Annotated in this window: 25 protein-coding genes and 1 tRNA gene; 21 read left to right on the top strand and 5 right to left on the bottom strand. The window is 64.2% G+C overall.

Annotation, left to right across the window (positions count from 1 at the left end):
• The first annotated feature begins 243 nt into the window (after positions 1 to 243).
• From ACH107_RS07720 to ACH107_RS07655, 14 genes are all read left to right on the top strand, one after another.
• Positions 244 to 1,899: a recombinase family protein gene (locus ACH107_RS07720; RefSeq protein WP_412505336.1), complete on the top strand. Its 1,656-nt coding sequence runs from the start codon at positions 244 to 246 to the stop codon at positions 1,897 to 1,899.
• A gap of 87 nt (positions 1,900 to 1,986) precedes the next feature.
• Positions 1,987 to 3,261 (top strand): tyrosine-type recombinase/integrase, encoded by a 1,275-nt coding sequence (locus ACH107_RS07715; RefSeq protein ID WP_412505335.1) that lies wholly within the window; start codon positions 1,987 to 1,989, stop codon positions 3,259 to 3,261.
• A 22-nt stretch (positions 3,262 to 3,283) separates the two neighbouring features.
• Positions 3,284 to 3,964: a hypothetical protein gene (locus tag ACH107_RS07710; protein WP_412505334.1), complete on the top strand. Its 681-nt coding sequence runs from the start codon at positions 3,284 to 3,286 to the stop codon at positions 3,962 to 3,964.
• 70 nt (positions 3,965 to 4,034) lie between these two features.
• On the top strand, positions 4,035 to 4,253 hold the full coding sequence (locus ACH107_RS07705; RefSeq protein WP_412505333.1) for a helix-turn-helix domain-containing protein: 219 nt from the start codon (positions 4,035 to 4,037) through the stop codon (positions 4,251 to 4,253).
• Positions 4,253 to 4,477, top strand: a complete 225-nt coding sequence (locus ACH107_RS07700; protein WP_412505332.1) for a hypothetical protein — start codon at positions 4,253 to 4,255, stop codon at positions 4,475 to 4,477. The genes ACH107_RS07705 and ACH107_RS07700 overlap by 1 nt, the downstream gene beginning before the upstream one ends.
• Positions 4,477 to 4,710 (top strand): hypothetical protein, encoded by a 234-nt coding sequence (locus ACH107_RS07695; protein ID WP_412505331.1) that lies wholly within the window; start codon positions 4,477 to 4,479, stop codon positions 4,708 to 4,710. The genes ACH107_RS07700 and ACH107_RS07695 overlap by 1 nt, the downstream gene beginning before the upstream one ends.
• A 105-nt stretch (positions 4,711 to 4,815) precedes the next feature.
• Positions 4,816 to 5,277, top strand: coding sequence for a hypothetical protein (locus ACH107_RS07690; protein ID WP_412505330.1), 462 nt, complete (start codon positions 4,816 to 4,818; stop codon positions 5,275 to 5,277).
• A gap of 12 nt (positions 5,278 to 5,289) precedes the next feature.
• Complete coding sequence (locus ACH107_RS07685) at positions 5,290 to 6,174, top strand: toprim domain-containing protein (protein ID WP_412505329.1); 885 nt, start codon at positions 5,290 to 5,292, stop codon at positions 6,172 to 6,174.
• Positions 6,171 to 7,646: a YfjI family protein gene (locus ACH107_RS07680; RefSeq protein ID WP_412505328.1), complete on the top strand. Its 1,476-nt coding sequence runs from the start codon at positions 6,171 to 6,173 to the stop codon at positions 7,644 to 7,646. The genes ACH107_RS07685 and ACH107_RS07680 overlap by 4 nt, the downstream gene beginning before the upstream one ends.
• Complete coding sequence (locus ACH107_RS07675) at positions 7,643 to 7,996, top strand: hypothetical protein (protein ID WP_412505327.1); 354 nt, start codon at positions 7,643 to 7,645, stop codon at positions 7,994 to 7,996. The genes ACH107_RS07680 and ACH107_RS07675 overlap by 4 nt, the downstream gene beginning before the upstream one ends.
• 35 nt (positions 7,997 to 8,031) lie before the next feature.
• The gene (locus tag ACH107_RS07670; protein ID WP_412505326.1) at positions 8,032 to 8,283 is read left to right on the top strand and encodes a hypothetical protein; all 252 of its coding nucleotides are present in this window, start codon (positions 8,032 to 8,034) and stop codon (positions 8,281 to 8,283) included.
• A gap of 154 nt (positions 8,284 to 8,437) precedes the next feature.
• The gene (locus ACH107_RS07665) at positions 8,438 to 9,580 is read left to right on the top strand and encodes a phage major capsid protein (RefSeq protein ID WP_412505325.1); all 1,143 of its coding nucleotides are present in this window, start codon (positions 8,438 to 8,440) and stop codon (positions 9,578 to 9,580) included.
• A gap of 220 nt (positions 9,581 to 9,800) precedes the next feature.
• The gene (locus ACH107_RS07660; RefSeq protein ID WP_412505324.1) at positions 9,801 to 10,259 is read left to right on the top strand and encodes a phage terminase small subunit P27 family; all 459 of its coding nucleotides are present in this window, start codon (positions 9,801 to 9,803) and stop codon (positions 10,257 to 10,259) included.
• A gap of 282 nt (positions 10,260 to 10,541) precedes the next feature.
• A complete protein-coding gene (locus ACH107_RS07655; RefSeq protein ID WP_412505323.1) occupies positions 10,542 to 10,700 on the top strand; it encodes a hypothetical protein in 159 nt (52 codons plus the stop codon).
• Positions 10,701 to 10,841: 141 nt separating this feature from the next.
• Here ACH107_RS07655 and ACH107_RS07650 read toward each other — a convergent pair.
• Positions 10,842 to 10,925: transfer RNA gene (locus ACH107_RS07650), tRNA-Tyr, on the bottom strand.
• A gap of 136 nt (positions 10,926 to 11,061) precedes the next feature.
• Between ACH107_RS07650 and rlmB the strand changes: the two genes are divergently transcribed.
• The 6 genes from rlmB to ACH107_RS07620 all read left to right on the top strand — a co-directional run bounded on the left by rlmB (position 11,062) and on the right by ACH107_RS07620 (position 18,865).
• Positions 11,062 to 11,838, top strand: a complete 777-nt coding sequence (gene rlmB / locus ACH107_RS07645; protein ID WP_412505322.1) for a 23S rRNA (guanosine(2251)-2'-O)-methyltransferase RlmB — start codon at positions 11,062 to 11,064, stop codon at positions 11,836 to 11,838.
• 78 nt (positions 11,839 to 11,916) lie between these two features.
• Complete coding sequence (locus ACH107_RS07640; RefSeq protein WP_412505321.1) at positions 11,917 to 12,282, top strand: hypothetical protein; 366 nt, start codon at positions 11,917 to 11,919, stop codon at positions 12,280 to 12,282.
• Between the two features lie 184 nt (positions 12,283 to 12,466).
• Positions 12,467 to 12,940 (top strand): CoA-binding protein, encoded by a 474-nt coding sequence (locus tag ACH107_RS07635; protein ID WP_412505320.1) that lies wholly within the window; start codon positions 12,467 to 12,469, stop codon positions 12,938 to 12,940.
• A gap of 88 nt (positions 12,941 to 13,028) precedes the next feature.
• Positions 13,029 to 14,309, top strand: a complete 1,281-nt coding sequence (locus ACH107_RS07630) for an O-acetylhomoserine aminocarboxypropyltransferase/cysteine synthase family protein (protein ID WP_412505319.1) — start codon at positions 13,029 to 13,031, stop codon at positions 14,307 to 14,309.
• A gap of 141 nt (positions 14,310 to 14,450) precedes the next feature.
• Positions 14,451 to 16,889, top strand: a complete 2,439-nt coding sequence (locus ACH107_RS07625) for a hypothetical protein (protein WP_412505318.1) — start codon at positions 14,451 to 14,453, stop codon at positions 16,887 to 16,889.
• 56 nt (positions 16,890 to 16,945) lie between these two features.
• Positions 16,946 to 18,865, top strand: coding sequence for a monovalent cation:proton antiporter-2 (CPA2) family protein (locus ACH107_RS07620; RefSeq protein ID WP_412505317.1), 1,920 nt, complete (start codon positions 16,946 to 16,948; stop codon positions 18,863 to 18,865).
• Between the two features lie 129 nt (positions 18,866 to 18,994).
• Here ACH107_RS07620 and cobT read toward each other — a convergent pair whose 3' ends face one another.
• The gene (gene cobT / locus ACH107_RS07615; RefSeq protein WP_412505316.1) at positions 18,995 to 20,011 is read right to left on the bottom strand and encodes a nicotinate-nucleotide--dimethylbenzimidazole phosphoribosyltransferase; all 1,017 of its coding nucleotides are present in this window, start codon (positions 20,009 to 20,011) and stop codon (positions 18,995 to 18,997) included.
• Positions 20,012 to 20,087: 76 nt separating this feature from the next.
• Between cobT and cobS the strand changes: the two genes are divergently transcribed.
• On the top strand, positions 20,088 to 20,864 hold the full coding sequence (cobS, locus tag ACH107_RS07610; RefSeq protein WP_412505315.1) for an adenosylcobinamide-GDP ribazoletransferase: 777 nt from the start codon (positions 20,088 to 20,090) through the stop codon (positions 20,862 to 20,864).
• A 56-nt stretch (positions 20,865 to 20,920) separates the two neighbouring features.
• On the opposite strand, the gene ACH107_RS07605 is transcribed toward cobS, so the two are convergent.
• The 3 genes from ACH107_RS07605 to ACH107_RS07595 form a co-directional block, all read right to left on the bottom strand.
• Positions 20,921 to 21,430: a CarD family transcriptional regulator gene (locus tag ACH107_RS07605; RefSeq protein ID WP_412505314.1), complete on the bottom strand. Its 510-nt coding sequence runs from the start codon at positions 21,428 to 21,430 to the stop codon at positions 20,921 to 20,923.
• Positions 21,431 to 21,735: 305 nt separating this feature from the next.
• Complete coding sequence (gene fdxA, locus ACH107_RS07600; protein ID WP_412505313.1) at positions 21,736 to 22,074, bottom strand: ferredoxin FdxA; 339 nt, start codon at positions 22,072 to 22,074, stop codon at positions 21,736 to 21,738.
• 51 nt (positions 22,075 to 22,125) lie between these two features.
• The gene (locus ACH107_RS07595; protein WP_412505312.1) at positions 22,126 to 22,503 is read right to left on the bottom strand and encodes an RNA-binding S4 domain-containing protein; all 378 of its coding nucleotides are present in this window, start codon (positions 22,501 to 22,503) and stop codon (positions 22,126 to 22,128) included.
• Positions 22,504 to 22,508: the final 5 nt, after the last annotated feature.

Below are 22,508 nucleotides of genomic sequence, written 5' to 3'. Positions count from 1 at the left end.
GCTCGCGAAACTCGGCCGTGTACTTCGGGGTTCGCTTCTTCGATTCCATAAGGGTCATCCTCTGAGAGTTTTACCCTCTCGGAAACCCGGGACGGTTCAGTTCAGCCTGTGGGCAACTTTCTGAAGGAGAGGAAATCTCTCCCGGTAAAGACCGGGATGTGGTAGGTTCGGGGAAAGTTACCCTGAAAGAAAAGTTCAACCTTTGTGCGGCTGAGTAGCCAGCCGCCTGGACAAGGAGGAGTCATGAAAGATGAAGTAAAACAAAGCGATGTGGTGAGTGCCGCGCTCATCTATTGCCGTGTCTCTGATAAGAAGCAGAAGACGCACGGCCACGGACTTGAGAGCCAGGAGCATCGCTGCCGTCAGTATGCCGAAGAGCGCGGGCTCGATGTCGAGATGGTCTTCCCCGACGACTACAGCGGTGGCGGCGACTACATGAAGCGTCCCGGCATGCGTGCCATGCTTGCCTATCTCGAAGCGCAAGAGGACAAGCCCTATGTTGTGATTTTTGATGATCTCAAGCGCTTTGCCCGCGACACACAATTCTATTGGAAGCTTCGCGATGAATTGGCAGCGCGCGGCGCATCTATTGAGTGTCTGAATTTCAAATTTGAAGATACACCCGAAGGAAAGTTTGTTGCGACGGTTTTCGCGGCCCAAGGCCAGCTTGAGCGTGAACAAAACCGCCGTCAGGTCGTCCAGAAGATGACCGCCCGTGTAGAGAACGGATATTACGTTTTTCATCCGCCTGTTGGATACCGCTATGAGCGGGTCTCCGGGCATGGAAAGCTTCTCGTGCCCGATGAGCCGGTAGCCTCGATCATCACGGAAGCCCTCGAAGGCTTCGCCGATGGACGGTTCCGCTCCCAGGTTGAAGTGAAGCGCTTTCTGGAAGGAAAGCCCGACTTCCCGAAGAGCGGGCCAAGCGGCTACGTCCACCCAAGCCGCGTGAAGGACATGCTGGAGCGTGCCGTGTACGCTGGATGCGTCGAAGCGCCTAACTGGGGCGTCGGGCTTCGCAAAGGCCATCACCAGCCACTTATCAGCTTTGCTACACATGAGCGCGTACAAGCGCGCCTGAAGGGCACGCTCAACGCCCCTGCGCGCAAGGATATCAACGAGGACTTCCCGCTGCGCGGTTTCGTCCTGTGTGACGATTGCAGTGAGCCTATGACGTCTTGCTGGTCGAAGGGGCGTAATAAACTCTACCCCTATTACCTCTGTGATACCCCTGATTGCGCGTCAAAGCGCAAGTCGATCCGGCGTGCCGATATCGAAGATGGGGCAGAGCGCCTGTTGCGCGAGCTGCAACCGGCTGGCCAGCTCTTGAAGCTCGCCAAGGCCATCTTCACCGATATCTGGGAGATGCGCCGCGTGGACGCCATGTCCGCTCGCAGCACGCTTGAGTCGCAGCTTAAGGACACCGAAAAGCAGATCGAGGCCCTGCTGGACCGGATCATGAATGCGTCCAGCCCGTCGGTCATCACAGCGTATGAAAAGCGCATCGGTGAGCTAGAGCGCAAGACGATCAAACTGGCTGAACAAGCCGACTCGGCAGTGCCGGATCAGGGACGCCTGTCTGATTTTATCGAACCGGCCCTGACATTTCTGGCAAGTCCTTGGAATATATACAAAAACGGGAACTTCTCACTCAAGAGAACAGTGCTCAAATTGGCCTTTGCGGAGCCTTTGAGGTATAGCCGGAATGAAGGTTATCGAGCCGCTGAAACCACCTTTCCTTTCAAGGTGTTAGCGGATTTTTCATCCCTTGAGTGCGGGATGGTGGGCGACCTAGGAATCGAACCTAGCGTGCGTCTCCGCGAGGGAGTTACAGTCCCCTTTATATGGCTTCTAAGGACTGCCAGTAAGCACTCACATCCCATAAAAACAAGGGCTTGAATACCTAACAATCCCCTGCCAACCCTTGCTTTTTCTAATTAGCCTGCTTACAAAATGCTTACACGCTTTGACAGGGGACTCTTTCAGATGAGCGACAACAGGGTGAAGTTGACCACCACGAAGGTGGACAAATTGGAGCCGACACCGGGCAAGCAACGCCTGGTATGGGACACGGAACTGCGCGGCTTTGGCGTCCGCGTCTCAACAGGCGGTGCGAAGTCCTACATCATGCAGCGCCGTGTCGGGAACAAGGAGCGCCGCGTCACCCTCGGGCGGCATGGTGAGGTCAGCGCCGAGAACGCCCGCCGCAAGGCGCTGGGCATGGCCGCTCAATTCTCCGAAGGTATCGACCCGGTGCAGGAGCGCCAGAAGAAGGAGGCCCGCGACACGACACTGCGCGAGGCTTTCGAGGCATACAAGGCCGCGCCGAAGCGGCGAGGCAATGGCAAGGGCGCACCGAAAAAGCCGCAGACCATCCGCGATATCGACAAGGCCATGCGCCGCTTCGAGGATTGGCTCGACCTGCCCGTGACGGAAATCTCGGGCCGCATGGTCAAGGAACGTCACGCCAAGCTGGCCGCAGTCTCGCCCGCGCAGGCGAATCTCGCCTTTCGGTATCTCCGCGCCGCGTTCAATCTGGTGATCGCGGATTGCGATGATGACGACGAGCCGATCATCGTGCGCAACCCGGTGGACCGCCTGAACAAGCTGGCACAGTGGGGCGAGGTGAAGCCGTCCAAGCGCCACCTGCCCGAGGATCGGGTCGCGGAATGGCTCGACGCGGTGCAGACCGCCCTTGTCGGGATGCGTGGCGAGGCGGAAAGCCGGGATGCGTTGGTGTTCATCCTGTTGACCGGCGCGCGCATTGGCGAGGTGCTGGGGAATAGCAAGGATGGATACCCGCCGCTGCGCTGGTCAGATGTAGACCTTAAAAAGCGGATCGTGACTTTCAGGGACACGAAGAACGGCACCGACCACGAATTGCCGCTTTCGTCGCAGCTTGTGGACATGCTGACCGAGCGCAAGAAGATCGCCGGGGCCGAGTATGTTTTCAGCGACCCCGCAGGCGAGGTGCCTGCCGATCTGCGCAACGCTTTGCGCCGGATGGAGACCGCAACAGGATTGCATCTGACAGCCCATGACATGCGCCGCAGCTTCGCGACCATCGCCAGCAAGCTGGATATCAGCGCGTACAAGTTGAAGCGTCTCACGAACCATATCAGCGGCGGAGACGTGACCGCAGGCTATGTGCAGGTGACGACTGACGATCTGCGCGATGCAATGCAGCGGATATCCGATTACCTGCTATCGCCTGCCCGCACGGGCGAGGTTGTCCAGTTGGCGGAGGTTTCAAATGCCTAAAACTGGATATCTAGGCACCGGCATGAAAACTATCACCACGATCCAATATGACCCTGATGACCCTGATGATTTGCAAGCCCTACGTGAATCCGAACATCGTAGGCTAAAGATGGGTCCAGTTCTTTGGGATAGGGTCGCTGCTCACTATCAGGAAATTTTGGAAAATGCAGGGCTTGTGCCTCTTGGGATCGAGGGCAGAGAATACACTTGCGAGGAAATTGACGCATGGAAAGGAATTAAAGAACATCATTTAGAAGCGATTGCGGCTGAATACCTCAAAATATATCAGTATTTTCAGATTAAACTTGAAAAATTGGAGGGTGGCAACCTGCAAGAGTGGCACTTTCTGTTCGATGACCTTTTTGAGATGGGCCAAATCTATGAACGACAATTTTGGCGCGCTGGTGTTGATCCACAGACCGGCGAATGCCGTGAGCAGCTAGCACTTGAGCGGCAACACTCACGTAAGCAATTCGCGGAAGTGTCTGAGGGGCGATCCGCCGCAAACGCTAAACGTCACGAAGAAGCGGTGAAACTCACGGACATTGCGCAAGATATCGCTGAAAAATATTGGCGTAGAAAGCCTAATGCCACGAAATTGGAAGTTGCAAAGCATGTGGTCAAGAAATGGCCAGACAAAGAGACTTGCGGCATTCATAAACCGAGCGAAAGCACTGTCCGCCAAAGGATAGCAAAAACCTGACAAGGCACGGACAAGCCGTGTCAGGCCGCTGTTTTAAACAACCCTCATCGCTAACCAATGAGGGCTTATCATGAATACTCAAACCGAAATCACCACGACCACGGCGACGGTGCCGGTCCTGCTCACGCAGGAGGAGGCCGCGCGCATTATCAACAAGTCACCGAAATGGCTGGAACGCGACCGCTGGGCCGGGCCGACGGTGCCCTACGTCAAACTCGGGCGCAGTGTCCGGTATCGTATCGCTGACCTGCTGGCCTACATCGAAGGCAATGTGCAGGGGGCCGCGTGATGCAGACATTCATCGCCTCGAACTTCCCGCACAAACTGCCCTGTGGGGGCACGCTGGGATACGCCCGCGCCCGCGACGGCTTTGGCCGGAGCATCATCTACATCCATGTTCAACCCAAAGAGGGCACAGGCTGGACCGCTCCCTGCGATAACTGGCGCATCGCCCGTGTCTACGCCGAAGGGCTGGCACAACGTGGTGTGCCCAATAAAAGGGGGGCCGCGTGATGAGTGACGAAAGCCTTCGGAGCCTAGCGCACGAGTCCTGCAACCTCGCCTGCATGATCGAGGGGCTGGCCGTTCTTGCCGACGCCGCAGACTGGCCGGAAGAATGCCCGCTCGCCAAGCGCGCCCGCAACGCCCTGCCCACCCTGATCGACGCCATCATCGAGCAGGCCTGGGCTTTGAATAACCGGCTCGACCGCGCCGATATGGCCGAGCTCACCACCCGCGAAAAGTGAAAACCCGCACCGGGGCGACGGCGCGGGCTTTCGGATAGTCAAAGCTGGACGGCTTTGAGGTATCATAGCACCGCCGCTCGCCTCGGGCAACTGAGGAACGAGCATATGACTGACAATACACAGACCGAGAACACCGCCGCTCCTGCGATTCAAGACGCGGGCGAGGGCTATCTGTTCATCGTGGCAAAGACTGACGCCGGGCGCTTTCAAGTGTTCGCCCGCGACCCGCACTATTGCGACGGAGCTTTCTACCCTTGGCACCCGAACGGCATCCGCCGCGCCGGTGCTGATGCAATGGGAAAATGGGTTGCCGACAAGGTGCGCAAGCATCTTGCGGAACTGAAAGACCCTGAAAGCCACCCATGCGCAGACGTGGAGCTTGAGAACACGTTGAGCGGCAACGCCACCATCGCTGAGGACTTCGACGCCGCCGCCGCCCTGTTGCCGTTTCTCAAGCACGCGCCTGACCCTTGGAAGCTAGCCGAGGAAATTGCCTGCGCGCGCCCGTGGCAAATGCAGGGCCGCGATCTGCCCGATGACGTGCCGTCCGATGACATTCCGTTTTGAGGGGGCCGCGACATGGATAGCACAACCCTCACCCGCGATCTGGGCGGCAAATGGCTGGGCCGCTATGGCTGCGCGCCTTGCCCGTGTTGCCAGCCCGAGCGCCGCAAGGAGCAGAACGCCTTGACGCTGGCCGATGGCCGCGACGGGCGGCTGCTGCTGCACTGCAAGAAAACCGGCTGCGACTTCGCGGATATTCTCGCGGCGGCTGGTGTCGCGCCGGGCAGCTACACCCCGCCCGATCCGGCGATCATCGCGCAGCGCGACCGCGAGGAACGCGCGCAGGCCGAGAAACGCGCCCGGCAGGCCGAACGGTGCTGGCAAGAGGCATTGCCGATCGCTGGCACCATCGCGGAACGGTATCTGCGCGCCCGCGGGATCACCTGCGATCTGCCCGGCACGCTGCGCTTTCATCCCGAGTGCTGGCACGGGCCAACTGCCAAGCGGCACCCGGCGCTGATTGCGCTGATCGAGGGCGCGGACGGCTGCGCGGTGCATCGCACCTACTTGCGCCCGGACGGCACCGGCAAGGCCAGTCTCGACGGTGGCAACAAGTTGATGCTGGGCAGCACCGCAGGCGGTGCGGTGAGACTCACACAGGCGCAGGGGCGGCTTGCGGTGGCCGAGGGCATCGAGACTGCCCTATCGCTCGCCTCGGGGCTGCTGGGCCACCCTGCGACGATCTGGGCCGCGCTTTCGACAAGCGGGATGCGCGGGCTGCGCCTGCCACCATCGCCGGGCCGGTTGACCGTCGCGACCGATGGCGACCCCGCCGGGGCCGCTGCTGGTCGCGATCTGGCCGAGCGCGCCCATGCACTCGGCTGGGCCGTGTCCATGTTACCGGCACCGCGTGGCAAAGACTGGTGCGACGTGCTGGCCGGAAAGGCGGTGATGGCATGACGTATGTTGAAGCAACGCCATTCACGCCCGAAGGCCCGACGCCCCTGATCCGCGACATGCCCGAGGCCGCGCCCTTTCCGGTCGCTGCGCTGGGGCCGCTGCGCGATCCTGCCGAGGCCATTGCCCGCGCGACCGAGGCACCCGTTGCCATGTGCGCGGCATCCGTCCTGGCATCGGCGGCGCTGGCCGCGCAGGGGCACCGGGACGCGGAGACATTGAACGGCACCGCGCCCGCAAGCCTGTTTCTGCTGACGGTGGCCGAGAGCGGCGAACGCAAGTCAACTGCCGACCGCCTCGCCATGCGAGGCGTGCGCGACTTCGAGGCCGATCTGCGGACCGACTACGATATCGCGCGCGACCTTTGGCGCGATGCGCACGAGGTATGGAAATCGCAACGCGCGAAGATCGTGGGCGACAAGAAAGCGGACGCCGCCGCGAAGCGGGCCGATCTGCAAGACCTGGGGCCGGAACCGCCCGCGCCGCTGAAACCGCATATCGTGGCAAGCGCGCCGACCATCGAGGGGATCACGAAGCACTTGCCCGAACTGCGCGCCAGCCTCGGGATCATGACCGAGGAAGGCGGCGCGCTGATCGGCGGGCACAGCATGAAGGCGGAGAATCGCACCGCAACCTGCGCCAGTTTGTCGGCAATGTGGGATGGACAGCCGCTCGACAGGTGGCGCGCGGGCGATGGCGTGGAAAGCTACACCGGGCGGCGCTTCTCGGCACATATCCTTGTGCAGCCCGTCGCCGCCGAGGCGCTGCTATCGGATCCGATGGCGAACGGGCAAGGGCTTCTCGCCCGCTTCCTGACGTGCCGCCCGGCCTCGCGGATCGGCACCCGATTGCGCATGGAAAAGGACGCCGCCGCCGAGGCCGAGATTGCCAGCTTTGCCGCCCGCATCCGGTCGCTTCTGTCGCGCGATCTGCCCTTGGCGGATGACAAGCGCAACGAGCTCGCGCCGCCGGTCCTGCCATTGGCCCGAGAGGCGCGGGACGTGCTGACCGCTTTCGCGCGGGACGTGGAAACGGCGCAGGGGCCAGGCGGACCTTTCGAGGATGCGCGCGCCTTTGCCAGCAAGACCGCAGAACATGCGGCACGCCTCGCGGCGGTGCTGACGATCTACGCCGACCCGGACGCGCCCGAGGTGACGGGCGAGACGATGGCCGGGGCGACCGAGATTGCGACTTTCTACGCGAACGAGGCCGCGCGCCTTGCCGATGCTGCAATCGTGCCGCCCGAGGTGGCCGACGCGGAACGGATGCGCCTTTGGCTGCTGGGATCATGGGGCGAGCCGTGTATCTCGGCAGGTATCGCCGCGCAGCGTGGCCCGTTCAAGGTGACAGACCGCGCACGCAAGGCGCTGCAACGCCTACAGGCGCACGGATGGCTGATCGAGGACAACGGCGCAGAGGTAGCAGGCAAGCCGCGCAAGGAAGCGTGGCGGATCGTGCGCGGGGGGCAGTCATGACCGGCTTTGCCTTCGACGCCAAGGCCGCGCTTGAACGCGCGCAGAACCGGCAGACCCGTCCTAATCTTCCTAATCGTCCTAATCGGAGCGCATCCGGCGGGGCAGGATTAGGAGGATTAGGAGGATTAGGAACGGCGCGTGTTTCTGATCCTGAAATCACGCCCGACGATCCTGCGCGCGACCTGGGCTTTCACGCAGCCCGCATATCCGCGCTGGCAGACCCGGACGGGGTAGCGCGGACGCCCGAGGCGATTGAAGCCGTCTGGGATCACGCCGAGGCGATGGCACGGGGTGCCAATGCCTTCAGGGCGCACGATGCGGAAACCGACCGCCCAACTCGCCTTCGCTAACCTGCCCGAAAAAATGTTTCACGAAAGGAAAAGACATGACCGAACAAACCTCACAGACCGAAGCGCAGGCCCTTGCCGAGCCGATGATCGAGGAGACCATCGCGCGGCTTTCCAATGCCGGGCTTGCATCGCACGAGATCGCCCAAACCTTGATCCTGACCGGCGCGGGGCTGCTGGCCGGATCACTCGGGCCAAAGCAGGCCGGGCACGATCTGCGCGCCGTTTCGGCGGCAATGGCGCAATGGATTGACCAGATCGCGGAGAAGATCGAGGCCCGAGAGAATTGATTGATTCGGGGGCTTTCTTGGGGTATATTTTTACCGTGACCATGCCGGGCGCTGGTCCAACCGACACCGCCATGCCGGACGCTGGCGAGATGACGGCGAAAACCCCCCTTACACATAGCGGTTTTGACCGCGCCATAACGCATGGAGGCCCAAAATGGACCTTACCGAACTGAAAGACCTTGTGCAGCAAGGCAACGCCGCCTTTGACGAAAAAACCGGCGAACTGTCCGAACGCCTCGACCAGATCGAGACGACCCTGAACCGGCCCGGTGCGCCGATGGTCAAGGCCAGCAAAACCGACGAACACACCAACGCCTTCGCGGCATGGCTGCGCGACCCGCGCAACGACGCCAAGCGGCACGATCTTGCCGGGATCGAGGCCAAGCAAGCCTCGGGCACGTCCGACGCTGCAGGCGGTTTCGTGGTGCCGGAGCTGATCGCCCGCCCGCTGCTAATGCGCGCACGGGACGCGAACACGCTGCGCCCTGTGGTGCGGAGTATTGAGGTTGCCTCGGGCGACGTGATCCTGCCGCTGAGCAATGCCGACGCAACCTCGGGCTGGGCAGGGGAAACCGACACTCGCAACGGCACGGCCGAGCCGACCCTGAGCGGCCCCAAGCCGACCTTTGGCACGCTTTATGCGCTGGTCGAAGCGACCGAAGAACTCGTGACCGACGCCGCCTTCAACGTGGCGGACTGGTTTACGATGGAAGCGGGCGCGGCCCTGGGCGAAGCCGAGGCAATCGCCATTGTCTCGGGCAACGGCACCGCCAAGCCGACCGGCATCCTGAACACTGCACCGGAGAGCGGCGCAGACGGAAGCCGCACGGCGGGCGCGTTCAAGTATCTGGCGAGCGGCACGACCGACACGCTGGGTGCCAACGCATCCGACATTCAGGATTTGCTGGTCAATCTGGTCTACGACCTGAAGGCGCAGTATCGGCAGGCGGGCCGCTGGGTGATGAACTCCGCAACCGCTGGCGTGGTGCGCAAGCTGAAAGACGCGGATGGCCGGATGCTGTGGTCGGACGGGCTGGGCGCGAACGAACCTGCGCGGCTGCTGGGCTTCCCGGTGACGCTGAGCGAGGCCATGCCCTCGATCGGCGCCGATGCACACCCCATCGCCTTCGGTGACTTCGGCCGGGGCTATGTGCTTGCGGATCGCGGCGGGCTGCGCGTGACCATCGACGACAACGTGACCCAGCCGGGCCGCGTGCGCTGGTATATCCGCCGGCGTGTCGGTGGCGTCGGTTACGACGACCGCGCGGTGCGCTTCGCCAAGTGCGCTGCAAGCTAACGAGATGCGCGGGGCTGTTCTCCACCTGCCCCGCGACAGGCTGCGCCCGGATTGGCTCGTCACGGGCAAGGCCGATCGTCACCGCGTCCGGCGTCCTGCCCTTCGGGGTTCGGGCGCGGTGGCACCCTACCGGGGGCCTTCGGTTCTTCACCGGGGCAAGACGGAAACCGGCGGCAGTACCTCTTGTTTGCCGATGCAGAAACCATAAGGAAAAAGCCCAATGCCACGAAAGCCGAAACCGACGCATCTAAAGGCCGTGACCGGCACGACGCGCGGCAAGGCCACGGAGGCCACACAAGCCCGCCTGAGCGGCACCACGCCGCCCGCCTTCCTGTCGGATCGAGCGGCGCAGCACTGGCCCGAACTGGCCCGCCTGCTGGCCGATATGGGCGTGCTCGCGGATGGCGACCTGATCGCCCTGGGGCTGCTATGCGAGACGCTTTGCGAGTGGATTGAGGCCCGCGATACAGTGGCCCGGGATGGCGCAACCTATGAGGCCACGACAGAAGCCGGGGCCACCATGTTTCGCGCTCACCCGGCAGTGGCGCAACGTGCCGACGCCGCCCGCCGCGTGCAATCGCTGCTTTCCGAATTCGGACTGACACCATCGGCCCGCGCCAAGGTGCAGGGATTGCCCGAACTGCCCGGCGATGATCCGGCACGGGAGTATTTTGCATGACCGATCACCTGCCACCCGACGCCCGCGCCGCACATGATGCGATGCTCGACGCCTTCGACACCATGATGCAGGGCGCTATCAAGCGGGCTGGATAGGATCGGCGGATTTTCGGCTGGTCTGCACGCTCGCCGAGCTCGACCCCGAGGCGGTGGCCGAGCGCTTCGACGCTGACCGATTCCGTGCGCTGATCCGGGCCGCCTGAGCGCCAAGCGCAAGGAGGCGTATCTGCGCCTGCACCCGGAGACGGGGCATGGCAAGGCGACGGCAGACAAAGAGGACAACTTGTCCTCTTTCGACAAAGACCAAGCTGACAAGACGGGCGTGGACGCTCGCACGGTTCGCCGCAACGCCGAGCGCGGCGAGAAGGTCACGCCTGCCGCGCTGGCGATGGTGGGATTAACCTTTATGCCGGGCGATCCGTCGCAGCCTGATACCGGATGATGACTTTTCTTTTTCCTCTCACGGCGCGCCGATTCTGACCCGTGATGAACTGCGCGTAACTTGCTTACAAAATGCTTACACGTTCGCCACGGCGGCTATCTTCGCCGCTTCCAATTTCCCGCTAAGTGTCTGATTATGTTGTGGTGGGCGACCTAGGAATCGAACCTAGCGTGCGTCTCCGCGAGGGAGTTACAGTCCCCTGCCACACCTTGCGGCCTGTCGCCCACGAAGCCGGCAGCCGTTGCCGGACGTAGGCGGCTGATTACAAGTGGTGCCGCGAGGCGTCAAGACGAAAATGGCTTGCGCGCCGCCGCCCCCTGCCGCATGGTCGCGCGGCCACGCAGAAAGGGCGCCGGAGGCCATGAAAAAACCCCGCTGGGTCATCGAGAAGGAACAGGCGAAACGGGCCGCCGCCGCTGAGACCGTCTGGCTGTTCGGCCTGCACGCGGTGCGGGATGCGCTGGAAAATCCGGCCCGCGAAAAGCTGCGCCTGATCGTGACCAAAAACGCCGCCGACCGGCTGGCCCCGGCCATCGCCGCCGCCGGTATCGCGCCGGAAATCGCCGATGCGCGCAAGTTCATCGCCCCGATCGACCCGCAATCGGTGCATCAGGGCGCCGCGTTGGAGGTCAGGCCGCTGGACTGGGGCGCGCCGGAGGAGGTCTGTATCGCGGCCGACGACCGGCCACCGCGCGCGGTGCTGCTGGATCGCGTGACGGACCCGCACAACGTGGGCGCCATCCTGCGATCGTCCGAAGTGTTCGGCGCCTGCGCCGTGATCGCGCCGCGCCACCATTCGGCCCCGGAAACGGGCGCCTTGGCCAAGACGGCCAGCGGCGCGCTGGAACGCCAGCCCTATCTGCGGGTGCGGAACCTTACGCGTACCATCGCGGAACTGCAGGACATGGGCTACCTCGTTCTGGGACTGGACGGGGAGGCCGAAATGACCCTTGAACAGGCGCTGGACGGGCAGCGGGACCGGCCCGTGGCGCTGGTGCTGGGGGCGGAGGGGCCCGGCCTGCGGGCCAAGACGCGTGAAAGCTGCGATCGGCTGGTGCGGATCGACCACGCCGGCGCCTTCGGATCGCTGAACGTCTCGAACGCGGCAGCGGTGGCGCTATATGCAAGTCGCAACTGAGAAGGCACGTCGATGCCACTGCCTTGAAAGGGTATGCCGCAATGCCTTTATCGCCGACAACCGCAGGACAGGAGCGTGATGCCCGAGGGAACCAAGATCGCCACTTGCTGCTATTGCGGCACGCGCGCGGTGCTGCGGCTCGACCGCGACCGGCACGAGTTGGCCTGCAGCGCCTGCGGCGCACCGCTACACGAGATGAAGGCGCTGCCCGTCACGGAACCGCGCCACAAGCCCGGCAGAAACCGGGACAGGTCGGGCAGCAAGAGCGACAAAAGGACCAAGCGCGACCGAAAGCGCACGACGTCGCGCGAGGTGCCGCCCCACCGCTCTGAAAGGGACAAGAAACGCGCGCGCAAACCGCGCAAGAAACCGAAAAAGCGCAAGTCGGCCCTGCGCTGGATGATGAAGGAATTGTGGGACGTGGTCGAGGATGTTTTCGATTGAGCGTCGCCGGTATTCACAGCTGTATTACCGTCCCTTTAAATGCGGGAAAGCCCACCTACATCTTCACATGAAGCGTCGAATTCGGAACCTCGGCGCTTCTCTTCACTGTCCCTCGTTCCGCGACTGGCGCCCGGGTTTGGCCCGGGCGCTTTTTTATGGCGCCAGACGCATCTAGGATGCGTACATGACAGAAGATTACAGTGATTCCCACCTGCGCCACATCCTGCAGCGAACTCGACGGATCGCCGTTGTGGGAATGTCACTCAACGAGGTCCGGCCGAGCTATTACGTTGCCCGATACCTCGGCCTCAAGGGATTCGAGGTGATCCCTGTCAACCCGGCACACACGGGCGCACGCGTCTTCGGCCGCGAGGTGATGGGCAGCCTTGGCGAGATCGACGGCGGGGTGGACATGGTGGACATTTTCCGCCGTCCCGAGCATGTGCCGGCCATCGTGGACGAGGCGCTCTCCCTGTTCCGCGACCTGCAAACGATCTGGATGCAGATCGGCGTGCAGCATGACGAGGCCGCCGCGACCGCCCGGGCCCGCGGCGTGGACGTGGTGATGAACCGCTGCCCCAAGATCGAGTACCAACGACTGTTCGGGGAACTGCGCATGGGCGGGATCAACACGGGCGTCATTTCCTCGAAACTGTGACGCGCACCGCCGCGCGCGCGCCATCGCAGTTGTCCGGCCCGGCCAGATGGCCTAGACCGAACGGGAAAGCTTTCAGGGAGGACCGTTCATGGCCTATGGTTTCGAGACGTTGCAGGTTCACGCGGGCGCGCGGCCCGATCCGGCCACCGGGGCGCGGCAGACGCCGATCTACCAGACAACGGCATACGTGTTCCGCGATGCGGAACACGCGGCGGCGCTGTTCAACCTGCAGGAGGTCGGCTACATCTACTCACGGCTGACCAACCCGACTGTCGCCGTGCTGCAGGAGCGGATGGCGACGCTGGAGGGCGGCGCCGGGGCAGTTTGCTGTTCATCCGGCCATGCCGCGCAGATCATGGCGCTTTTCCCGCTGATGGCGCCGGGCTGCAACGTCGTCGTGTCCACCCGGCTTTACGGCGGCTCGGTCACGCAGTTCAGCCAGACGATCAAGCGCTTCGGCTGGCAGGCGAAATTCGTCGATATCGACGACGCCGACGCGATCCGCGCGGCGATCGACGACGATACCCGCGCCATTTTCTGCGAATCGATCGCGAACCCGGGCGGCCACATCGCCGATCTGGACGCGGTGTCGCAGCTGGCCGACACGGCGGGCCTGCCGCTGATCGTGGACAACACCTCGGCCACCCCGTACCTGTGCCGGCCGATCGAGCATGGCGCGACGCTGGTCGTGCACTCGATGACCAAGTTCCTGACGGGCAACGGCACCGTCACCGGCGGCGTGGTGATCGATTCGGGCAAGTTCGACTGGTCGGCCAGCGGCAAGTTCCCGTCCCTGTCCGAACCCGAGCCGGCCTATCACGGCCTGAAATTCCACGAGACGTTCGGACCGCTTGCCTTCACCTTCCACGGGATCGCCGTCGGCCTGCGCGATCTGGGCATGACATTGAACCCGCAGGCGGCGCATTACACGCTGATGGGGATCGAGACACTCAGCCTGCGGATGCAGAAGCACTGCGAAAACGCCGAGAGGGTCGCCGGCTGGCTCGAGTCGCATCCGGCGGTCGATCACGTGACCTACGCGGGGCTTGCCTCCTCGCCGTATCACGCTCGGGTGTCCCGGATCTGCCCCGAGGGCGCGGGCGGCCTTTTCACCGTGGCGCTGAAGGACGGGTACGACGCCTGCGTCAAGCTGGTGGACAGCCTCGAACTTTTCAGCCACGTCGCCAATCTGGGCGATACGCGCAGCCTCGTGATTCACTCGGCCTCGACCACGCACCGCCAACTGACGCCCGAACAACAGGAGGCGGCGGGCGCCGCGCCCAACGTCGTGCGCATCTCGATCGGGATCGAGGACGCCGACGACCTGATTGCCGATCTCGATCAGGCCCTGAAAAAGGCGTCCGCCTGATCGGGCCGTTCTGCTCCGGTCGGTGCGGGCATTACGGCCCGCGCCGGCCTTTCCCTTTCCTTGTGCCCGACTCTGCGGTAGGTTCCACTACGATGACGAATGAAGTTCCTTTCGGGTTGGTGCACGACAAGAACTGTTGAAATGAAACCGAATTTTGCCTTGAACCTGTCCTTCGAGGGCATCGGCCTGCTTCACAGGTCGGAGGGCGGTTGGCTGCTGGTGGGCGAGGTTTCGCTCGATGCAGACGACCTGGCCGCCGAACTGTCGGAATTGCGCAGCAAGGCCAAGGCGCTGGCGCCGCGAGGGCTAAAGACCAAGCTTGTCATCCCGAACGAGCAAATCCGGTACATCGCGCTCGAAGCGCCGTCGGACGCGGACGACACCGAGGCGCGCGTGCGCGGTGCGCTCGATGGCGCGACACCCTACGCGCTTGACGATCTGGTCTACGACTGGGCGGCCACGGAGGGCGTTGTAACTGTCGCGGCCGTGGCGCGCGAAACGCTGGAAGAAGCAGAGACTTTCGCGCAGGAACATCGTTTCAACCCGTTCAGCTTCGTCGCCCTGCCGGCGGAAGACAGTTTCGCGGGGGAGCCGTTTTTCGGCCTCACGGCCCATGCCGCCGGCGTGCTCGACAATGCGGAGGCTTTCGAGCCAGACGAGGCCCCGATCCGCATCATGGGGGCTGCGCACATGCCGGACCCCGACACAACGGTTGCCGAAACAGGCCCGGTCACCGCGCCGGCTGCCGCGGACACCGATGCAGATACGACGGGAGGAGCCACCGGGCGGAGCGCAGCCACAAGCACGGACGCGCCCCCCGCTGGCGACGATGAGCCTGCGGGCGGCACGGCCGAAGACACCGCCGCGGTGGCGTCCAGCGCAGATCCGAAACCGGGCGACGACCCCGCCGGTCAGGACGCCCCGAAGCCCGGCGCAGAGGAGGTGAAATTCACCAGCATCCGCGCCCGCCGCGATGATGACGGTGCCGACACTTCGCCCCGCATCGGCGGGGCGGAGCGCGCCCCGGCAGGCCCGACGCCGATGCCAGGGCCGGAGACGACCGATGACGAGGTCCCCGCCACGCCGAGCGCCGCGTCGATCGCCGCGTCGCTGACCGAGGCCGCGGATCAGCGCGGCACCGCCGGCGGGCAGGCCGGCGCGATCGACCCGTCGATGGATGAAAAGCAGCGCATGACGATCTTTGGCGCCCGCGAACCGTCATCCGCGGCGCGGGCCCCGCGCCGTCTGGGCATTTTCCTGACCCTGTTTTTCCTGTTTCTGCTCGCGGCGGTCGGTATCTGGGCCGCAGTCTCCATTGATGGCGGCCTTGCACGGCTTCTGGAGCCCGCGCAGGAAGAGGCGAAAGCCGCACAGGCGCCTGACAGCGCTGAAACGGCCACACCGTCTGAATCGCAGGCCGACGCATCGCCGGACGTGCCGCAACCCGACAGCGCCACCGTCGCGCCTGAACTCGCAACGGAAGAAAATCTTGCCGACGCCGACAATTTTGCGGAGGCGAAACCCGAGCCTGAAGGGGCAGACATCGAAGCGCCCGCGCCCGAAGAGACATCAGCCCCCGCGATGCGGCCCGCGCTGGACGACCTGTCACCGGACGCGGCGCGCGCGCGGTACGCCGCCACAGGTATCTGGCAGCGCGCCCCCGAGGTGCCAAGCGCGCCGCGGGCCGGCGACACCGAGGATATCTACCAGACATCGATCGACGCGCCGCTGGACATTCGCGATGCCGTCGCCCTGCCCGACCCGAACGCGACGCGAGCGGGCAAGCGCCCGCCGACGCCCGTGTCGCCACCGGCCCCCGGCACGCGCTTCGACTTCGACGAGCGGGGCCTCGTGCGCGCCACCGAGGATGGGGCGATGACGCCCGACGGCATCCGCGTCTTTGCCGGCGGACCGCCGTTAACGCCGCCCCCCACGCCCGCGCGCCCCGAGACAGCCGCGCTTGCCGACGCCATCGAAATCGACCCGGCCCTTGCAACGGTCCGCCCGCGCCTGCGCCCCGATGACCTGTCGGAATTGAACGAGCGTGGCTTCCTCGGCGGGCGGACGCGGCGTGAACTGGCCGAGCTCGGGCCACGGATACGCCCCGAGGCTATCGGACAGCGCGCGCAGGCCGCGCAAGCCACGGCGGCGAGCGAGCCGGAAAACGACGGCGACACCACCGCAGCCTTCGAGGATCCGACACCGCAGGCGATCGCCGCGTCACTCAAACCGAATACGCGGCCCGGCGATTTCCAGCAGATCGTGGGCGAGACGCGGGCGAACCGACAGTCCGAACCGGTCAGCGCCGCACAGCGGGCAAGCCCGAACATCCCGACCACCGCGTCGGTCGCGCGACGCGCGACCGAGCGTAACGCCATGCGGCTCAGACGGCTCAACCTGATCGGCGTGTATGGCACCCCGAACAGCCGCCGCGCCCTCGTGCGCCTTTCGAACGGTCGCTATCGCAAAGTGCAGGTGGGCGACCGTCTGGATGGCGGTCGCGTTTCTGCCATCGACGATGACCGTCTGCTTTACACCAAGCGCGGCCGCAGCGTGGTGCTGCGGATGCCGCGGGGCTGAGACAGGAGCGTGGCGCAACGCATGGCATTTCCTGATTGGGCCGGCGGTACGGGCCGATGACAGGCTTTCTGTTTCAAGCAACGGTTTTTCTGGCCGCCGCGGTGATCGCGGTCCCGATCGCGTCACGGCTGGGGCTCGGGTCGGTTCTGGGATACCTGATGGCCGGTATCGTCATCGGCCCCGTTCTGGGTCTTGTGGGCGGCCACGAAACGGCGGAGTTGCAGCATTTCGCGGAATTCGGCGTCGTGATGATGCTGTTCCTGATCGGGCTGGAACTGGAGCCGAGGGCGCTTTGGGACATGCGGCACCGGCTTCTCGGGCTGGGTGGCTTGCAGATCGCGATCACCACGCTTGCCGTGATGATCGGTGCCATGGCGCTGGACATGCAATGGAGCGTGGCACTGGCGATCGGCATGATCTTTGCCCTGTCCTCGACCGCCATTGTCCTGCAAACGCTCAGCGAGAAAGGCCTGATGCAGACGGGCGGCGGCCGGTCCGCCTTTTCGGTGCTGCTGACACAGGACATCGCCGTGATCCCGATGCTGGCGCTGCTGCCCCTGCTGGCGCTGCCGAAACCGCCCGATATGGTGCTGGGCGAAACCCTCGAACGGCACGCAAGCGCCGCGACAAGTGAAAAAGCCGGCGCGCACGAGATCGCGTTCTCCTTCATTCAGGGCTTGCCCGGCTGGGGCGTGACCCTCGTGACGATTGGTATCGTGGCGGCCATCATCCTGACGGGGATCTACCTGACCCGGCCCGTTTTCCGATTCATCCATGCCGCGCGCCTGCGCGAGATGTACACGGCACTGGCCCTTCTGATCGTACTGGGGATCGCTTTCCTGATGAACCTCGTGGGGCTCTCCCCTGCCCTTGGCGCGTTCCTTGCCGGTGTGGTGCTGGCCTCCAGCGAGTTCCGGCACGAGCTTGAAAGCGACATTGCGCCGTTCAAGGGGCTGCTGCTGGGGCTTTTCTTCATCACCGTCGGGGCCGGGATAAATTTCTCGATCCTGCTGGGGCAGACATTCGTGGTGCTGGGGCTGGCGCTGTCGATCATCATTCTCAAGGGCGTGATCCTTTATTTGCTCGGGCGTGCCTTCGGCCTGCGGCGGCGCAGTCTCTGGCTCTTCACGCTGTCGCTTTCGCAAGCGGGCGAATTCGGCTTCGTCCTGATCGCGTTCTCGAACCAGCAGAACGTGCTGCCCCCGCAGATGGGTGAGACTCTGTTGCTGGTCGTGGGGCTCACGATGCTCATCACGCCGCTGCTGTTCATCCTGCACGACTGGGTGTCGCGGCGTTTCAAGGAAAGCGGGGAAACCGCGCCCGAACCGGACGATATCGACAGGCAGGGCGCGGTGATCATCGCCGGGATCGGGCGCTTCGGTCAGATCGTCAACCGGCTCGTACGCTCAAGCGGCTTCAGCACGGTGGTGCTTGACCATGATCTTGCCGCCATTCAGCGGATGCGGCGCTTCGGGGTCAAGGGGTTCTTCGGCGATCCGACACGGCCCGAATTGTTGCACGCCGCCGGTCTGGAGGAAGCCAAGGTTCTCGTGGCGGCGCTCGACAACCCCGACCAGACGACGCGTCTGGTGGCCTTCGCCCGCCGGGAGCGACCCGATCTGCACATCGTCGCGCGGGCCCGGAACCGGACACATGTTTTCCGTCTCTACCAGGCGGGGGCCGATGACATCGTCCGCGAGGTTTTCGACAGTTCCCTGAGGGCCGGACGCTATGTGCTGGAAAACATGGGCCTGACCGAATTCGAGGCAAGCGAGCTGGAAAAAACCTTCTACCAGCACGACAGGCTTTCGGTGCGTGAGCTGGCAGCGCTATGGAACCCGGATATTCCGACCATCGAGAACCCGGCCTATATCGCCCGCGCCCGTGAACTGGAGCGGGAGCTGGAGACGATGCTGCTGTCGCAGCTCGAAGAAAGCGAGGTCGAGACCGACGACGAAAGCTCCGCCCGCGGCTGACAGCAGGCGAGACCGGTTTCAAATCAGCAATCGTGACGCTTCGCGAAACCCTCGAAACCGTCGTCTTGCCCACAGGCCAAGACTGGGGTCACCGCAGGACCGGACACTTGTCCACAGCGCCGGGCCGGATCAACCGCCGGTGACCCCCGCCTCGTCGAAGGTGGCCATGCCTGAATGACATGCCAAGGCCCCCTGCAGTATGCCGATGGCCAGCGCAGCGCCCGAACCTTCGCCCAACCGCATGCCGAGCGCCAGAAGCGGCTGCTTGCCCAGAACGGCCAGCAACCGCGCATGCCCTCCTTCGGCGCTTTCGTGCCCGGCCACGGCATGATCAAGGGCACCGGGGCGCACCGCTTCCAGACAGGCCGCCGCCGCGGTACAGATGAACCCATCGAGGATCATCGGGATGCGCAGGGTCCTCGCCCTGACGATGGCGCCGCACATGGCCGCCAGTTCGCGCCCGCCGAGGCAGCGAAGCGCCGTCAGCCCGTCACCGCGCGCCGCCGTGTTGGCCGCGACCGCGCGCGCGACCACCTCTTGCTTGCGAGTCATCCCGTCGTCATCGAGCCCGGTGCCCCGGCCCGTCCAATCACGTGCCTGCCCACCGTGGAGCGCCAGCGCGATGGCCGCCGCGGGCGTCGTGTTGCCGATGCCCATCTCGCCCACGACCAGTAAATCCGACCCCGCGTCGACGGATTGCCAGCCGGTCTTCAGCGCCTCGAGGCATTCCGCCTCGGTCATTGCCGGGCCGGCGGTGATATCGGCGGTGGGCCGGTCGAGCGACAACTCGACAGCATCGACCTGTGCGCCGAACGCACCTGCCAACTGATTGACCGCGGCGCCCCCGGTGCGGAAGTTCCGGACCATCTGCGACGTCACCTCGGGGGGGAAGGCCGAGATGCCCTGCGCCGTCACCCCGTGATTGCCGGCAAAGATGATGACCTGCGGTGCGCGCGACACGGCGCGAGGGTCACCGCGCCACGCGCAATACCACTGTGCCAGTTCCTCCAGCCGCCCGAGCGCGCCCGGCGGTTTGGTCAGCTGCCCGTTCCGCGCGGCGGCGCCCGTCCGGGCGCCGTCATCCGGTCCCGGCAGACGGCGCAGGATCTCGGTAAAGGCATCGAGCGTGGTGATGTCGTCGTCCATCGCGGGTCTCATTGCATGTTTCCGGGCATCTGTGTATCGCAGGGAAATCGGGGACACAGCCGAAAAAGGGGCTTGCATGGCCAAAAGCGACGACGCCCTTGTTCACGCCGCCGATTTCCCCTTGGCAATGGCATTGCTGACCCGGTTGCCAATACATGTCGAGGCCGGGCACCGCGCCGCGCGCGCGGCGTGGGCTTATCCGCTGGTCGGCATCGTGACTGCCGGACTGGGCGCGCTGGCAGGGCTCACCGGGCTGTCGCTTGGCCTGTCGGCGCCCTTGTCGGCCCTCGTCGCGCTTGTCACCCAGATCCTCGCCACCGGTGCCCTGCACGAGGACGGCTTGGCCGATACCGCCGACGGGATCGGTGGCGGCTGGACCCGGACGCGGCGACTGGAAATCATGAAGGACAGCCATATCGGCACCTACGGGGTTCTCGCCTTGCTGTGCACGGGACTGGCGCGATGGACCGCGCTGGCGCAGCTTTTCGAGGCAGGGCCGGCCGCCGCCGTTGCCGCCCTTATCGTGGCCGGCGTGCTGTCACGCGCCGCCATGACGGTACCGATGGCCGCCCTGCCCCATGCGCGGGAGTCGGGGCTTTCGCATCATGTCGGGCGCGTTACGCGGCACGCCTCGGGGCTGGCGCTTGCTCTCGGCGTCGCTGTAGCGATCCTGCTTGTCGGTTGGACCGCAGTTGCGCCCTTGTTCTGGGTCGTGTTGAGCACGCTCACCCTCGGCGCATGGGCCCGGGCGAGGATCGGGGGACAGACGGGCGACATTCTGGGCGCCACCCAGCAAATGGCGGAAATCGCGGTCCTGGTTTCAATGGCCGCGGCGACCGGATCGACCGGATAACAAAACCGCGCCATGATCACATGGCGCGGTTCGGATTCCCGGCGCGGATTGTGCCGTCACGCGGCGCGTGAGACCAGAACCTCGTCCACTTGCTTGGCCGCCTGCAATTCGTCGCCCCCGCTGACGGCGGCAACCTCGCGCGTGAGACGTTCGAGCGCGGCCTCGTACAACTGCCGTTCGGAATAGCTCTGTTCGCGCTGATCATCCGCGCGGTGCAGGTCACGTACGACCTCGGCGATCGCGATCAGGTCGCCCGAGTTGATCTTTTGCTCGTATTCCTGTGCGCGGCGGGACCACATCGCGCGCTTGACCTTGGCCTTGCCCTTGAGCGTGACCATCGCCTTGGACACGACATCCGGGCTCGACAGGCTGCGCATGCCGATTTCGGTCGCCTTGTTAATCGGCACCCGCAACGTCATCTTGTCCTTCTCGAAGGAGATCACGAAAAGTTCCAGCTTGATACCGGCGATCTCCTGCTCCTCGATCGAAACGATCTGGCCTACGCCATGGGCCGGATACACCACGTAGTCGTCAGGGTGAAACTCGGACTTTTTGGTCTTGCTCATTCAGGTCTTCCTCGCAATACTGCCGGTGACAACGTAAAGATGACACCCACGGTCGGCACGGCCGGTGGCGCAACCTCCAGTGACGCAAAGAAATCCATGCCCCGACCATGGCGGGGGTGAATGGATATCAGGCAGCGGTCTACATTTGTCACAACACTGTAGCATAAAGATGGGGCTTGCGGAAGTCCGTGCAAGACCATCACCCGGTTTTGAAAGGGTTAACAAGGGCTAAGCGCATTAACTTAAGTCAACGCGCCCGACCGCGGACCTGAAAAGAAACGAATCGCCCCTCATACGCCGCGGGGTCAGCCGCCTTCGCCCGGCGCCTCGGAGAAGTATTTCTCGAGCTTGCCATCCTCGCCGTCACGGTCTTCGGCCTTCGGCAGTTGATCCTTCTTGGTGATGATCACCGGCCACATCTCGGCGTACTTGCGGTTGAATTCCACCCACTTCTCCATCTCCGGCTCGGTGTCCGGGCGGATCGCATCAGCGGGGCATTCGGGTTCACAAACCCCGCAATCGATGCATTCGTCCGGGTGGATGACCAGCATGTTCTCGCCCTCGTAGAAACAGTCAACGGGGCAAACCTCGACACAGTCGGTATACTTGCACTCAATACAATTGTCGTTGACGATATAAGTCATGCGCGTCTCGTTTTTGGCTGGGTCGGGCATGACCTAATCCAGCAGCCGGGATCAATCAAGCGCTCCGGGATCTTTCCGGTCGAGTTTACGTCGGTCGCGCTTCGTCGGCCGCCCTTTTCCTTCGTATTTCGGGTTGGGCGGGATGCTTTCCCGCTTGGACGGCGGGCTGAGATCGTCATAAAGCGCGCGCGCCTCGGGCGCCGGGCCGCGACGGTCGCCGGGGGCAAGAACCCTGATCACGCGCACCTCGTGCGCTTGCGTGAAGGTCAGAACGTCGTCCGGGCCGATCGCGAAGGCCGGCTTGGCCACCCGCGTGCCATTGACCCGGACATGCCCGCCACTGACCTGCCGGGCGGCAAGGCTGCGCGTCTTGAAAAAACGCGCGTACCACAGCCACTTGTCCAGCCGGATACGGGGATCGTCCGCCACGGCGG

This window comes from Roseovarius halophilus (ex Wu et al. 2025) (assembly GCF_047086965.1).
This window is presented reverse-complemented; position numbering and strand designations above follow the sequence as displayed.

Excerpts from the sequence above, each read along its gene's own strand:
- ACH107_RS07720 (WP_412505336.1), top strand. The coding sequence starts at position 244 with ATGAAAGATGAAGTAAAACAAAGCGATGTGGTGAGTGCCGCGCTCATC.
- ACH107_RS07715 (WP_412505335.1), top strand. The coding sequence starts at position 1,987 with ATGAGCGACAACAGGGTGAAGTTGACCACCACGAAGGTGGACAAATTG.
- ACH107_RS07710 (WP_412505334.1), top strand. The coding sequence starts at position 3,284 with ATGAAAACTATCACCACGATCCAATATGACCCTGATGACCCTGATGAT.
- ACH107_RS07705 (WP_412505333.1), top strand. The coding sequence starts at position 4,035 with ATGAATACTCAAACCGAAATCACCACGACCACGGCGACGGTGCCGGTC.
- ACH107_RS07700 (WP_412505332.1), top strand. The coding sequence starts at position 4,253 with ATGCAGACATTCATCGCCTCGAACTTCCCGCACAAACTGCCCTGTGGG.
- ACH107_RS07695 (WP_412505331.1), top strand. The coding sequence starts at position 4,477 with ATGAGTGACGAAAGCCTTCGGAGCCTAGCGCACGAGTCCTGCAACCTC.
- ACH107_RS07690 (WP_412505330.1), top strand. The coding sequence starts at position 4,816 with ATGACTGACAATACACAGACCGAGAACACCGCCGCTCCTGCGATTCAA.
- ACH107_RS07685 (WP_412505329.1), top strand. The coding sequence starts at position 5,290 with ATGGATAGCACAACCCTCACCCGCGATCTGGGCGGCAAATGGCTGGGC.
- ACH107_RS07680 (WP_412505328.1), top strand. The coding sequence starts at position 6,171 with ATGACGTATGTTGAAGCAACGCCATTCACGCCCGAAGGCCCGACGCCC.
- ACH107_RS07675 (WP_412505327.1), top strand. The coding sequence starts at position 7,643 with ATGACCGGCTTTGCCTTCGACGCCAAGGCCGCGCTTGAACGCGCGCAG.
- ACH107_RS07670 (WP_412505326.1), top strand. The coding sequence starts at position 8,032 with ATGACCGAACAAACCTCACAGACCGAAGCGCAGGCCCTTGCCGAGCCG.
- ACH107_RS07665 (WP_412505325.1), top strand. The coding sequence starts at position 8,438 with ATGGACCTTACCGAACTGAAAGACCTTGTGCAGCAAGGCAACGCCGCC.
- ACH107_RS07660 (WP_412505324.1), top strand. The coding sequence starts at position 9,801 with ATGCCACGAAAGCCGAAACCGACGCATCTAAAGGCCGTGACCGGCACG.
- rlmB (WP_412505322.1), top strand. The coding sequence starts at position 11,062 with ATGAAAAAACCCCGCTGGGTCATCGAGAAGGAACAGGCGAAACGGGCC.
- ACH107_RS07640 (WP_412505321.1), top strand. The coding sequence starts at position 11,917 with ATGCCCGAGGGAACCAAGATCGCCACTTGCTGCTATTGCGGCACGCGC.
- ACH107_RS07635 (WP_412505320.1), top strand. The coding sequence starts at position 12,467 with ATGACAGAAGATTACAGTGATTCCCACCTGCGCCACATCCTGCAGCGA.
- ACH107_RS07630 (WP_412505319.1), top strand. The coding sequence starts at position 13,029 with ATGGCCTATGGTTTCGAGACGTTGCAGGTTCACGCGGGCGCGCGGCCC.
- ACH107_RS07625 (WP_412505318.1), top strand. The coding sequence starts at position 14,451 with ATGAAACCGAATTTTGCCTTGAACCTGTCCTTCGAGGGCATCGGCCTG.
- ACH107_RS07620 (WP_412505317.1), top strand. The coding sequence starts at position 16,946 with ATGACAGGCTTTCTGTTTCAAGCAACGGTTTTTCTGGCCGCCGCGGTG.
- cobT (WP_412505316.1), bottom strand. The coding sequence starts at position 20,011 with ATGGACGACGACATCACCACGCTCGATGCCTTTACCGAGATCCTGCGC.
- cobS (WP_412505315.1), top strand. The coding sequence starts at position 20,088 with ATGGCCAAAAGCGACGACGCCCTTGTTCACGCCGCCGATTTCCCCTTG.
- ACH107_RS07605 (WP_412505314.1), bottom strand. The coding sequence starts at position 21,430 with ATGAGCAAGACCAAAAAGTCCGAGTTTCACCCTGACGACTACGTGGTG.
- fdxA (WP_412505313.1), bottom strand. The coding sequence starts at position 22,074 with ATGACTTATATCGTCAACGACAATTGTATTGAGTGCAAGTATACCGAC.